General features: G+C 41.2%; 11 protein-coding genes. All 11 read right to left on the reverse strand.

The genetic code is table 11. From position 1 onward, the window contains the following. Positions 1-1,333, reverse strand: a 1,333-nt coding sequence (locus tag O3629_RS02785; RefSeq protein ID WP_371608685.1) for a dipeptidase, incomplete at its 3' end; no start/stop codon positions are given. A 17-nt stretch (positions 1,334-1,350) separates the two neighbouring features. Continuing rightward, the gene (locus tag O3629_RS02790; protein ID WP_155199430.1) at positions 1,351-2,862 is read right to left on the reverse strand and encodes a YfcC family protein; all 1,512 of its coding nucleotides are present in this window, start codon (positions 2,860-2,862) and stop codon (positions 1,351-1,353) included. 124 nt (positions 2,863-2,986) lie between these two features. Then, positions 2,987-3,931, reverse strand: coding sequence for a carbamate kinase (gene arcC, locus O3629_RS02795; RefSeq protein WP_070595140.1), 945 nt, complete (start codon positions 3,929-3,931; stop codon positions 2,987-2,989). A gap of 85 nt (positions 3,932-4,016) precedes the next feature. After that, entirely contained in the window at positions 4,017-5,033 is a 1,017-nt protein-coding gene (gene argF / locus O3629_RS02800; RefSeq protein WP_021152877.1) for an ornithine carbamoyltransferase, read from the reverse strand. An 85-nt stretch (positions 5,034-5,118) separates the two neighbouring features. Then, a complete protein-coding gene (arcA, locus tag O3629_RS02805) occupies positions 5,119-6,348 on the reverse strand; it encodes an arginine deiminase (RefSeq protein WP_003017680.1) in 1,230 nt (409 codons plus the stop codon). Positions 6,349-6,584: 236 nt separating this feature from the next. Next, on the reverse strand, positions 6,585-7,274 hold the full coding sequence (locus O3629_RS02810) for a Crp/Fnr family transcriptional regulator (RefSeq protein ID WP_371608686.1): 690 nt from the start codon (positions 7,272-7,274) through the stop codon (positions 6,585-6,587). Positions 7,275-7,433: 159 nt separating this feature from the next. Next, on the reverse strand, positions 7,434-8,501 hold the full coding sequence (locus tag O3629_RS02815; protein ID WP_003006341.1) for a serine hydrolase: 1,068 nt from the start codon (positions 8,499-8,501) through the stop codon (positions 7,434-7,436). 98 nt (positions 8,502-8,599) lie between these two features. Beyond that, a complete protein-coding gene (locus O3629_RS02820; RefSeq protein WP_371608687.1) occupies positions 8,600-10,072 on the reverse strand; it encodes a helicase HerA-like domain-containing protein in 1,473 nt (490 codons plus the stop codon). 210 nt (positions 10,073-10,282) lie between these two features. Then, positions 10,283-10,888 (reverse strand): superoxide dismutase SodA, encoded by a 606-nt coding sequence (gene sodA, locus O3629_RS02825; RefSeq protein WP_049523139.1) that lies wholly within the window; start codon positions 10,886-10,888, stop codon positions 10,283-10,285. Positions 10,889-10,976: 88 nt separating this feature from the next. After that, positions 10,977-12,011 carry a DNA polymerase III subunit delta gene (gene holA, locus O3629_RS02830; protein WP_049474295.1) on the reverse strand — a complete coding sequence of 345 codons (1,035 nt, stop codon included), beginning with the start codon at positions 12,009-12,011 and terminating at the stop codon, positions 10,977-10,979. Between the two features lie 23 nt (positions 12,012-12,034). Then, the gene (locus tag O3629_RS02835; protein ID WP_049474294.1) at positions 12,035-12,637 is read right to left on the reverse strand and encodes a DUF805 domain-containing protein; all 603 of its coding nucleotides are present in this window, start codon (positions 12,635-12,637) and stop codon (positions 12,035-12,037) included. Positions 12,638-12,669: the final 32 nt, after the last annotated feature.

Genomic DNA, 12,669 nt, shown 5'->3' on the forward strand with positions numbered 1-12,669 from the left:
ATATGGTGGCTAAGCGTTGAATGGCTTCTCGATAGATTTCCATCGCAGCGTAGAGATCGTCAATTTTTGCCCGTTCATTGGCCTGATGCTCGGTCTGTTCTGCACCCGGGAAAAGAGCCCCAAAGGCAACACAATTTTCCATGGTCCGCGCAAATGTCGCACCACCAGAAGACATAGCTGGCGTCTTATCACCAGTTTCTTCCTGATAGACGGCCATCAAAGAGCTGACTAAAGGACTATCCAAAGGAACATATAAAGGAGCCAAATAATCAAACTCTTCATATTCCAACTGATAACTAGCTGCAATTTCTTGCAAACGAGCTACCAAGGCATCCTTGTCTGCTAAGACGGGGATCCGAATATCAATTCCGATTTCCGATTGTTCTTGATCGATCACAAAGGTCGCAAGATTAAAGGAAAGATCGCCACTTGGTTCATCTGTAATTCTGCCAAATAGAGCTTCACCAGTCGCATCCTCACCAACAGCATCTGCGATAAAGAGCAAAGCTGGATGGGGTTGGATGAGGGATAAACTTTCCGATAAACCGACAATGGCATTCACTCCTTCAGCTGCATCTTTAGAGTGCTTGGAAACACCCAAAACCGTTACAGAATCTTCAGTTTGGCTATACTGAACCCCACTTTGATCCAAAACAGGAAGCAACTCTTCCAAACGATGACCAGCATAGGTCGCCTTATCCGGAACAACATTGAGGGCCTGACCAGCCTGTAAGGGAAGATCATCCCAACCTGGACCATGCAATTTCACTTGTAATAAGCCTTTTTCAGCATAGGTTAATGGGAAAGAAGAATCCGGTGCAAATCCAAGATCTGCTTGCTCTTCGATTTGATTGTAGCGGTTCATACAGCGCCACAAGGTTTCTTCATCCGTCCCAAAAATAAAGCGGATTCGTTTGGTAAACTGGATGCCATCATCCAGTAAACTCTTAACTCCATAGAGGGCAGCGAGTGACGGCCCCTTATCATCCTGCACACCACGACCTACTAGATAGTCACCGACAATGGTCGCTTCAAAAGGTGGCGTTTGCCAATCTTTTAGATCACCGGCTGGAACAACATCCAAGTGACAAAGAACGGCCAGGAGTTCTTCCCCCTGACCGATCTCTGCATATCCATAGTATCCTTCAGGATCTATATATGTTTGAAAACCTAATTCTCGAGCAAGCTCTAAGGTTTTTTCTAGGACATCTTGGATAGCTTGTCCAAACGGTGTTCCATTTTCCCCTTCGTTTAATACTGAGGGGTAAGAAATGATGGTTTGAAGCGAGTTTAAATACTGCTCTTTTACATCGTTCTTTATTCTATTTTTCATGAAACACCTACTTTATTCTATTGCAAGAATGGAACCACAGTTCCTAGTAGAAGAAGGGCAATGGTGATTACAACAATCGCTACGACCAATTTACCCATGAATTTCCACCATGCACTCAAGTCAACACGTCCAAGAGCAAGAGCTCCCATTACGATACCTGAAGTTGGTGCGATCAAGTTCAAGACACCAGATGCAGATTGGTAAGCTGTGACAATCAAGCTACCTGGTACATTGACGAATTTACCAAGAGGTGCCATGATACCCATTGTTGCGCTGGCAAGACCAGATGATGATGGGATCAAGAATGACATTGGCAAGTAGAAAATGTAAGTCAAGACAATGAATAATTGAGATGAAAGACCTTTCAGTCCTTCTTCACCCCAGTGAAGAATTGTTGCAGTGATCATACCGTCGTTCATGATGACTTGGATACCACGTGCTACTGCTACGATAAGAGCAACACTCAAGAGGTCAGCTGCACCATTCATGAAGGATGAAATGATTTTATCTTCTTTCAAGCCATAAATGATACCAACAAGGATTCCCATGAAGGCAAAGAGCATAGCTGTTTGAGGGAAGTACCATGTACCAAGAGCATCTGTGTTACCGATCAATTGACCAAGCACTGGAACTTTATGAAGAGATTCGTTAAAGTTTTCAAAGAATTTAATACCCAAATCTTTGAATGGGATAAATCCAGCAACCATGATGACGAATGTCGAAATGAAGACGAGCAAGACACGTTTTTGTTTCTTGTTCATTTGTGAAGGGATTTCTTCGCCACTTTCTACGTTGAAGTGTTTCAAATCTTCTTCACGAGTTGCATAAGTGAGAGATTTAGTTGGGTCTTTTTGAACCTTATCTGCATAACGGTATACATAGTAGGTGCTAAGTCCTGTCAATACGATCCAGAAGATTACACGGAGCAAGAGACCTGAAGCACTTGAGATACCTGCAGTATCAGAAGCGATAACTGTCGCAAATGGGTTCAATGTCGACGCCAAACATCCGATTTGTGATCCTAAGAGGATAATAGCTACCCCTGTCAAGCTGTCAAAACCAACAGACATCATAACAGGAACAAGAAGTGGATAGAAGGCCATAGTTTCTTCACCCATACCATAAGTTGTACCACCAAGGGCAAACAATGGCATCAAGATCAAGATCAACATTTTTTCGCGGCCTTTGTATTTGCGAACGATAGAAGCAATCCCTACATCAAGGGTACCTGTTTCGTTCACAACTCCAAGGAAACCACCGACCATCAAGATGAAGAAGGCTACGTCAATCGCTGCACTGGTTGGTGCTTTACCAAGCATCGCATTGATTGGAGCCATCAAGATATCCCAAATCCCTTGAGGATGTGCTTTTACAGATTCATAACTACCTGCAATGATAGCACCTGCATCGTCAACTTTGTATTGACCAGCTGGAATGATCCAAGTTAACACTGCCATAATGGCAATGATGATCAACAATACGGAAAAAGATGAAGGCATCTTAAATCCTTTTTTCGTTTTTTCACTCATTTGTCTTCCTCCTAACGCAACAAAGTGTGAGTGATGTTTTACAAGAGTCTCTTGTAAAACGCTTACCTATAGACTTATTCTATCACAATAAGCTTTAAAATACTAGTTTTTTCCTAATTTTTCATTAGTCTTTTTGGATGATTGTTCCACTTTCAGACTCAATCAAAGCTCCAAGGTTTTCAAGTGATGTAATAACTGCTTTTCCTTCTGGGCGACCATTTACAAAGGCAATGGCAGCTTCCACCTTAGGAAGCATGCTTCCTGGTGCAAATTGGTCTTGTTTGATATATTCTTCCAATTGAGCCACATTCACATGTTCCAATTTCGCTTGGTCTGGTTTGTTGTAGTTCACAAAGACATAATCGACACCAGTCAAGACGATGAAGAGGTCTGCTTCTACCAATTCAGCCAAACGTTGAGATGCAAAGTCTTTATCGATAACCGCTTCAACACCAGTCAAGCTACCATCTGCTTCTTTCACAACCGGGATACCGCCACCACCAGCAGCTACCACGACTTGACCGTCGTTCAACAAAGTACGAATGGTATTGATTTCTTTGATATCCACTGGTTTTGGTGAAGCCACAACTTTACGCCAGCCACGACCAGCATCTTCTTTGAAAGTTGCACCTGATTTTTCAGCTTCTGCTTTTGCTTCTTCTTCTGAGTAGAATGGGCCAATTGGTTTGCTGAGGTTAACGAAAGCTGGGTCGTTCTTATCAACAACGACTTGTGTCACAACAGAAGCCACATCTTTTTCGATTCCTTCTTCAAGAAGAGCATTTTGAAGAGCATTTTGAAGCCAGTAGCCAATGCTTCCTTCGGTCATAGCAACTAATGAATCAAGTGGGAAAGCAGGGTTCTTTTCAGAGTTTGCTGCCAAGTGTTGGAGCAAGAGGTTCCCTACTTGAGGACCATTTCCGTGAGTGATGATCAAGTCATCCCCGTTTTTGATTAATTTGACTAAGTGTTTTGCTGTTTCTACAAGTGCTTCTTGTTGAGCTTGAGCAGAAGGATCAGATGAGAGAATAGCATTTCCTCCCAAAGCAACGACGATTTTTCTTGACATAAGTTATCCCTTTCTATAAAAAATAGGGGCAGGACTAAAGCTAGCAGTCCAGCCCCTATAGCTGTTGGTATACGGTTATAAAGTCTTAAACTTTTGGAATGTACAAGTTACCAAGAGTCGCTGCCATAACCGCTTTGATGGTGTGCATACGGTTTTCAGCTTGGTCAAAGTGACGAGCATATTTGCTGCGGAACACTTCGTCAGTAACTTCCATTTCTTCTACGCCGAATTTTTCAGCAACATCTTTACCGTAAACAGTATTTGTATCGTGGAAGGCTGGTAAGCAGTGCAAGAAGATCAAGTCTTCGTTATCAGCTTTCTTAATCAAATCCATGTTTACTTGGTAAGGTTTCAAAAGGGCAACACGTTCTGCAAATTTGTCTTCTTCACCCATTGATACCCAAACGTCAGTGTAAAGTACGTCTGCACCTTTCACTGCTTCGTCAGCATCTTCAGTGATCAAGATATGAGCGCCACTTTCTTTTGCAAATCCTTCTGCCAATTCAACGATTTCTTTTTCTGGGAAGAGTTCTTTTGGTGAGAAGATGTGTACGTTCACACCAAGGATAGCACCTGTTACAAGAAGGCTGTTCGCAACGTTGTTACGTCCATCACCACAGTATACAAGTGTCAAACCTTCCAAACGTCCAAAGTTTTCTTGAACTGTCAAGTAGTCTGCAAGCATTTGAGTTGGGTGCCATTCGTCAGTCAAACCATTCCATACTGGAACACCTGAGAATTCAGCCAATTCTTCAACCATACGTTGGCTGAAACCACGGAATTCAATACCGTCAAACATACGTCCAAGAACTTTAGCAGTATCTTCTGTAGATTCTTTTTTACCAAGTTGGATGTCGTTTGCACCTAGGTATTCTGGGTGAGCACCAAGGTCGATAGCTGCTGTTGTGAAGGCAGCACGAGTACGAGTTGAAGTTTTTTCAAACAAAAGCGCAATGTTTTTACCAGCAAGATAGTGGTGTTCAATGTTGCGTTTTTTAAGGTCTTTCAAGTGAGCTGAAAGTCCGATAAGGTATTCTAACTCTGCACGTGTAAAGTCTTTTTCTGCCAAGAAGCTACGTCCTTGGAATACTGAATCTGTCATTTCTAATTGTCTCCTATTTTCTTTCTAGTATTGATCAGTAAGAAGGAAGAGCTGATCCCTCAAGACCAGCTCTCGGTCTTCTCTATTAGATTTCTTCACGTTCAAATGGCATTGACATACAACGAGGTCCACCACGACCGCGAACCAATTCACTTCCGCGGATCTTAATCAAACGAAGTCCGTATTCTTCTAATTTCTTGTTTGTAACTGTGTTACGGTCGTATACAACTACCACACCAGGTGCGATTGTAAGAGTATTTGAACCGTCGTTCCATTGTTCACGAGCAGCAGCAACCACATTGCCATCGCCACAAGGAATCAATGTAACTTTTTCAACACCAAGGTTTTCAGCAAGCAATTCAGCCAAATCACCTTTTTCTTCAACAATCTTCAATGCTTCATTTTCATATGTTACAGAGAAGACGCGAAGGTTGCCTTGGATTTCTGGGTGGATGGTGAATTTATCGTAGTCCACCATTGTGAATACTGTATCCAAGTGCATGAATTTACGGTTGTTCGCAAATTCGAAGGCCAATACTTTCTTGAAGCCAACGTTCTTCTTGAAGATGTTTACCAACAATTTTTCAATTGATGCAGCATCTGTACGTTGTGAGATACCAACTGCCAAGACATCTTTAGAAAGGACCAATTCGTCCCCACCTTCGATACGAGTATCTTCTTCACGGTTGTATACCAAATCTACATTACCACCATATACTGGGTGATATTTGAAGATGTATTTACCATACAAGGTTTCACGGTTACGTGTATCAGCATACATGTGGTTCAATGATACTGCATTCCCAATTGTAGCAAATGGGTCACGTGTGAAGTACAAGTTTGGCATTGGATCGATCGCAAATGGGTAGTCAGATTCAACAAGGTCAGTCAAGCCTTTGTCAGCTTCTGGAATTTCTGGAAGCTCAGCTTTTTGAAAACCAGCCATTGTTTTTTCAACCAATTCTTGGTTGTCTTCAATACCACGAAGGATTTCGCGAATAGCGTTTTTAGTTTGGCGTCCACGAATGTTTGCTTCATCAAGATATTCTTCGATGAATTGTTCGCGAATTTCTGGAGTAGTCAATGACTCAGCTGCCAATTTTTCAAGATAAAGTACTTCGATTCCTTCGTTACGAAGCGCTTGAGCAAAATTGTCGTGTTCTTTTTGTGCATCTTCCAAGAATGGAATATCATCAAAAAGAAGACGCTCTAGATAGTCAGGCATCAAGTTTTCCAACTCTTTACCTGGACGGTGCAACATTACTTTTTTCAGTTTTCCAATTTCTGAGAAAACATGAATTGGTTTAGTTGACATCTGTCATCCTCCTTTTTTCTTTGAGCTTGTTCACAAGCTTATTACAGTTGTTATTATAGTCTTTAATGATACCGCTTTCACAAAGGATTCTACTTTTTGAATGCAAAGAATTTGGCGTTTTTTTGAATCCTTCCTATTTTTTAGTTAATATGAAGCGTTTTCTTTGCATATTTTGCCTTTTATATTATTTTTATGAATATATATTTTTTTGTAAAAAATAAAAAAAGATCAACAAATTAGTTGATCTCTTCAAAACTTTTTAAAAAGTAGGCTGTATCTAGAAAAGTTAGTTGTTTTCTCTCATACTGGATCTTATGAGAATCGATGAGTTTCTTTAAAACTTGATTGACAGTTTCTCGAGTTGTGGCTGCTAATTTGGCCATTTCCTTCATACTAATTGGAAATGGAAGTTGATTTCCAAGGCTTTCATAGTCCTTGCACAGAATGGCTAAGGATTGAATCACACGCTCACTGGCACTAGCTGTCACGACATTGCGCAAGCGCAACTCTTGAAATTCTAGGATGGAGGAGAGCTTTCTCATAATAAAGAGCAACTGCTCCTTGCTCTCTTGGGCATATAATTCATAGAGATTGACGGGAATCACGAAACAACGCAAATCCGTCACAGCACTAGCTGTATAGTGGTAACGCTCATCCTGGAACATCCCACCATAAGGGAACAGAGCCCCCTTCTTTACATAATCCATATAGGAGAATTGGTCAGACGAATCAAATTGCTCAATACGAGCAAAGCCTTTTGCCAGAAGAAAAATGCGCTCCCGCCTATCTCCTGCATAAAATAAAATTTGTCCCTTGGGGATATCCCTGGCATGAATTTCAACAGCTAATTTATCAAATAGCTCCACTGGTAGCGCAGAAAAGGCTGGATGCGAGCGGAGCAACTGGTAATCTTCCTTTGTAATCATGTCTATACTTCCTCTTATTACTATTAGTAGTATAACATACTTTTTATAGAAAAGGGAAAGAAGTCTCTTTAGAACAGAAAAGTAATTCGAAACACCAAGTCATTTTCATGATACTTTGTTAGAAGAAAAGGTCTGAGCAAAACTCAGACCTTTTGTCGATTATTCATTCATATTGACACGATGCCATTCATTGATAACATAAGCCAATTGTCCCAATTGATAAAGACCAACGCCACTGATTTCAGAACTTTCTGGAGTCGTACCTCCAAGTCCTGCAGTGTAGATGGCAACCAAATAAGGAGTCGATTCACGGACAATCGCATCCACATTAAGTGCTTCAGCAACATACCCTGGCTTTTGTTGAATCACCAAATCTGGCAAGAATTTTTTATAGTACTCACCTGGGAAAGACTCCCCGATCAGTTCTAGTAAATCTGCATATTTTTCTTGATGATTCCAAAGATATTCCAAGACATGGATGTAATAATCCGTTGTCGTTTTATTATCTTCGCTAAAGGTTTTAACCTCTGGTGAACGAGATTGACCATAGCGACTGAACAACTTACGCGCTTGCTCCATCCCTCCTAAACGATCTGCCAAAGCATAGGCTGGGGTATTTTCAGAGTAAACCAATGAATAGCGCTGCATATCAGGGATAGACATAGCTCCATCAAAGGCAGCAACGTAATTGTCATGCTCCCCTACATATTCATAGTAGGTATTGGTAATGTCAAATCGGTCTGTTAAATTCAGTTTGCCCTTTGCAACTTCATCCACCACCAACATGTTCAAGGGTAGCTTATAGGTACTACCTGCCGTCATTGGTTGAAGATCATTCATGGCAAATTGCTCTCCAGTAATGGCATTGCGATACGTGAAGGCAACTTGTGACGGATCAATCCCACTTTCCGCTAGGAAATCCTGAACAACCTCTACCAAACCCTTATTAGCATAATCATAGACAAGGCCATAAGCACTCATCGTTTCCATGTCTGCATCTACTACTGCTTGCTTAGCTTCAGGAGATTTGACACGTGGTTTTTTCGTCTCAGGGGTAGACTTTTCGATATCTTGTTCTTTTGCTTCTTTTGTTTTCTTTGCTTTTTTTTCAATTGCTGATGCTGTTGGTTGCGTAACATGCAAGTAGCCCAGTGCGCTTGTTCCCACTAAGCACAATAAAATACTGACCGCAATCATGATCGAGCGTAGATTAAAATATTTTTTCATACGAGATTAATTATAAAAGATTCTACTGAAAATAACAAGAATTATCAGAAAGAGAAAACGGTTTCTTTTTAAAAAGTTTTTTTCTTTTCATAAAAGGGTTATTTCCGTTTAAAGGAGCCCATAATTAGCTTAGCGATCTCACGCGCAATCGTCCGGAATAAGGAACTCAAGAAGGAATCCTTGGCTTTTTCAAGACTGGATTTTCTTGGGCGACCTGGACTGCGTTTTTGCTCTGCTTTTTCTGCCGCAGCTCGTTCTTTTTCTGCTTCTTTTTGCTCTTCTTCTTGTGCTTCCTTGCTTGCTTTAGCTGCTAATTTTTCATAGGCAGATTCCCGATCAATCGTCGTCGCATACTTTTGATGGAAAGGCGATGTTGTGATCAAGGCCAATTGTTCACTCTCATTTAAGAGGTCAAAACTCGATTGAGGAGAGAGAATGTAAGCACGCTCAACCACACTAGGCTGTCCCTTTTCATTCAGGAAAGAAACCAAGGCTTCCCCTGTCCCTAACTCTGTGATCACTGTTTCTGTATCAAAATCTGGATTTGGACGAAAACTTTGGGCAGCAACCTTAATTGCCTTCATTTCTTTGGGTGTATAAGCTCGAAGCGCATGCTGAACACGATTTCCAAGCTGTGCCAAAACAGATTCTGGAAGGTCTTGAGGATTTTGGGTAATAAAGTAAATCCCTACACCCTTCGAACGAATCAGGCGTACCACTTGCTCGACCTTCTCAAGAAAGAGCTTGCTTGCATCCTTAAAGAGAAGATGCGCTTCATCAAAGAAGAAGACCAATTTTGGCTTTTCAGGATCCCCAACCTCTGGAAGTGTTTCAAAAAGACGAGACAGCATCCAAATCAAAAAGGTTGAGTACAATTTTGGTGAATGAAAGAGCTTTGTAGCCGAAAGAATATTGATATAACCACGACCAGATGCATCGAGTTGCATGAAGTCATTTAAATCAAGTGCGGGCTCTCCGAAAAATTGGTCTGCTCCTTCTTCTTCGAGAACCAAGAGACTTCTTTGGATCGCTCCGACAGATTGTTTGGTGATATTGCCATATTGGGCCGAATAGTCTGAACTGTGTTCATAGACTTCCTTTAAAAGGCTTTGTAGGTCCTTCAAATCAATCAAGGGCCAATCTTTCTCTTGGGCCACTTTAAAGACAATTGCGAGAATTCCTGATTGGGTTTCATTCAAATCAAGCAGACGAGAAAAAAGCAATGACCCCATCCCTTCGACAGTCGCCCGAACAGGATGACCAGCTTGGCCAAAGACGTCCCACAATCGAACAGGGAAGGCTTGTGGCTCAAACGGATCTGTGATCCCAAGAAGCTTGTAGCGTTCTTCCAGTTTTGGCGTCCATTGCCCGGCTTTGGCTAAGCCAGATAAATCTCCCTTGATATCGGCTAGAAAGACCGGAATACCTTCTTTGCTTAATTTTTCTGTTAGGACCTTGAGAGTAACCGTTTTTCCTGTTCCTGTTGCACCTGCAATCAAGCCATGACGATTCAACATCCGCAAATAGATAGGCGTCTCAACGGCTCCTTTAGTAATGGTAATACTAGTCATTTCATTTCTCCCTGAATGTTTCAGTTTTCATTTTAAGGTTTATCTTTTCCTTGCCTAGGCCCTTCAAACCAGGCTTCAGACAAGTAAGACACACTCCTACTAGTGTATCATTTTCCTGACCAAACGCAAGAAATTATACTCCGATTTTTCGGATGCAAATAAAAAAATCTATAAGAGCCAATACTTGCTCTTATAGATTCCTTCATTTTATTATTTTGCTGCTGCAAACAATTCATTCACTTTATTCCAGTTAATCACTGAGAAGAAAGCTTTGATGTAGTCAGGACGTACGTTACGGTATTTCACGTAGTAGGCATGTTCCCAAACATCCAAACCAAGGATTGGTGTTTTACCTTCAGAGATTGGTGTATCTTGGTTTGCTGTTGAAGTCACTTCGAGTTTGCCTTCTTTGTTGACAACCAACCATGCCCAGCCAGAACCAAAACGTGTCGTTGCTGCTGCTGTGAAGGCTGCTTTGAAGTCTTCAAATGAACCAAATGTAGCATCAATCGCTGCAGCAAGTTCTGCTGAAAGAGCTGTTTGTTCTGGAGTCATCAATTCCCAGAAAAGAGCGTGGTTCAAATGACCACCACCATTGTTGATCACAGCTTGGCGAATGTCAGCTGGAATGGATTCAACATCAGCTAACAAGCTTTCAAGGTCTTCTCCAATTTCAGGATGTTTTTCAAGAGCTGCATTCACATTGTTTACATATGTTTGATGGTGTTTATCATGGTGCAAATGCATGGTCTCTTCATCGATATAAGGTTCCAATGCATCATAAGCATATGGTAATTCTGGTAAAATGATAGCCATTTTATGGTCCTCTTTTCTTTATTACTGACTTGATGATAACGTAAACAGCTAAATTATTCAACTAATCTGCTTGCGATTTCATTCATCGTTAGACGTTATTAGCTACTTTCAACAGGGCCAAATCAAATAAGTAGTCTTTTTCATATGTTCCACTTTTAATCGCATAATCCGTCTCGATGAAGGTTATCATAGCTTGCTTCAAAAAGGACAAGGAAAGCCTGCGGCTATCCCGTAAGGCAAACTTCACCTGATAAGGATTGACCTTGCGTCCTGACAACTCCGACAAGCTCGCTACAATTTGGCTTTCGGATTGGCCTTCTTCTGAGAAAATTTTAACTTGAGAAAACATTCGGAATTGTCCCAACAAAATAGCGATCAATTTTATTTCATCTTCTCCTTGTAAGCGGAGATCCTTAACCAAATTCCGGGCTTGATCGATTTGGCGTTTGAGAATCATCTGTGTCAGATCAAAAATATTATCTTGCAAGGACTTTGGAACAACCTCCTTGATATCTTGGAGGGTAATCTGACCATCTTCTTTATAAGCCTGCAACAGAGCGAGATTCTTCTGTAACTCTCCAAAATCATAGCCAGATTTTAAGAGTAGCTGGTCCAAGGAATCGCCCACAAACTGCAAGCCCAATTCTTGGGCCTGACTTGCAAAATAACGCTTTAAATCTTGCTCTTTAGGTGTTGTTGCTTCAATGATCTGGGCATCCCGTTTTAGGAGTTTGACTAAGCGACGCTTACTATCTAATTTTCCTTCTGCAAATATCACCAAACGGGTTGATTCAGAAGGATTTTCCAGATAATTTTCAAATTGCTTCAGATCTTCATCGGTTAAATTGCGTTTTTTGGCAGTGGTCAAATCCAATAAGTGATCCAAAATCACGATTTTTTCATCTGCAAAAAAGGGAAGACTGACCAAATCTAGCTCGACTTCAGCATAGGAGGCTTCCTTCATATCAAAATAAGAATAATTCAAATCTGAGGGATCATAGCCTATTTTTTTTAAAATGTCTTTTTTTAACCATTCAAATTGACCTACATCCTCACCCGTCAAGACAAGAATAGGAGGCAGAGTTTGAACCGTCAGATGTTTAATGTCGGTAATTGCTTGCATGAAACTCTCTTATCTCTATCAGTCTAGTGTATTTCGTGTTCAGCAGCCATTTTTTGTTCCAATGGTGGTTTTTCATCAGACAAATCAGGTGCTGCTACAAAATTTGGAATTTGCTCAAACGAGTTGCCGCCAAAGCTCCCCCCTGTCGCTGTGACCTGTGGTTCAGAAGCCACTCCCATAGGAGTTTCTACTGGTTGTGGGAAGGTGTTTTTCCCTGGAAGCATCATGAGAATCAAGAGAGAAATAACTGTAATCCCCCAAAGAAATAGGAAAATATCTAGCCCCGTCAACAAATAGAGCAGAACCGGTCCAAGGTTCAAAAAGATCCAAGACCAATGGATTCCCGCATCCCGCAAGCGACGTACACAAATGGCTTGACTGGGTACTAAAATGAGGAAGTAAAAGAATGCTAAGAAAGCGAGCGCCCATAAACCTGTCTTAGAATGAACAGTTGAAAAATTGAGCGTTTCTTGAGCATTTTGATGGGATAAAGAGGTCACGATGTAAAAAACCCAAAGAGGCAAAGAAATCAGGGAATTCCAGAAAAAAGCTAGCCAAAAATGGGCCCGACTGGTCTTACTTGAAAAATCTGCATACTGTATCCAAAATTGCTTAAATGCGTTCATACGATTCTACCTTTACATTGATTTCACTTTCT

Origin of the sequence: Streptococcus sp. 27098_8_12 (genome assembly GCF_041432115.1) — a bacterium.
Lineage (GTDB): Bacteria > Bacillota > Bacilli > Lactobacillales > Streptococcaceae > Streptococcus > Streptococcus parasanguinis_V.

Coding starts and splice junctions, on each gene's coding strand:
- arcA (WP_003017680.1), bottom strand. CDS start 6,348: ATGTCAACTAAACCAATTCATGTTTTCTCAGAAATTGGAAAACTGAAA.
- O3629_RS02815 (WP_003006341.1), bottom strand. CDS start 8,501: ATGAAAAAATATTTTAATCTACGCTCGATCATGATTGCGGTCAGTATT.
- O3629_RS02790 (WP_155199430.1), bottom strand. CDS start 2,862: ATGAGTGAAAAAACGAAAAAAGGATTTAAGATGCCTTCATCTTTTTCC.
- O3629_RS02835 (WP_049474294.1), bottom strand. CDS start 12,637: ATGAACGCATTTAAGCAATTTTGGATACAGTATGCAGATTTTTCAAGT.
- arcC (WP_070595140.1), bottom strand. CDS start 3,931: ATGTCAAGAAAAATCGTCGTTGCTTTGGGAGGAAATGCTATTCTCTCA.
- holA (WP_049474295.1), bottom strand. CDS start 12,011: ATGCAAGCAATTACCGACATTAAACATCTGACGGTTCAAACTCTGCCT.
- O3629_RS02810 (WP_371608686.1), bottom strand. CDS start 7,274: ATGATTACAAAGGAAGATTACCAGTTGCTCCGCTCGCATCCAGCCTTT.
- argF (WP_021152877.1), bottom strand. CDS start 5,033: ATGACAGATTCAGTATTCCAAGGACGTAGCTTCTTGGCAGAAAAAGAC.
- O3629_RS02820 (WP_371608687.1), bottom strand. CDS start 10,072: ATGACTAGTATTACCATTACTAAAGGAGCCGTTGAGACGCCTATCTAT.
- sodA (WP_049523139.1), bottom strand. CDS start 10,888: ATGGCTATCATTTTACCAGAATTACCATATGCTTATGATGCATTGGAA.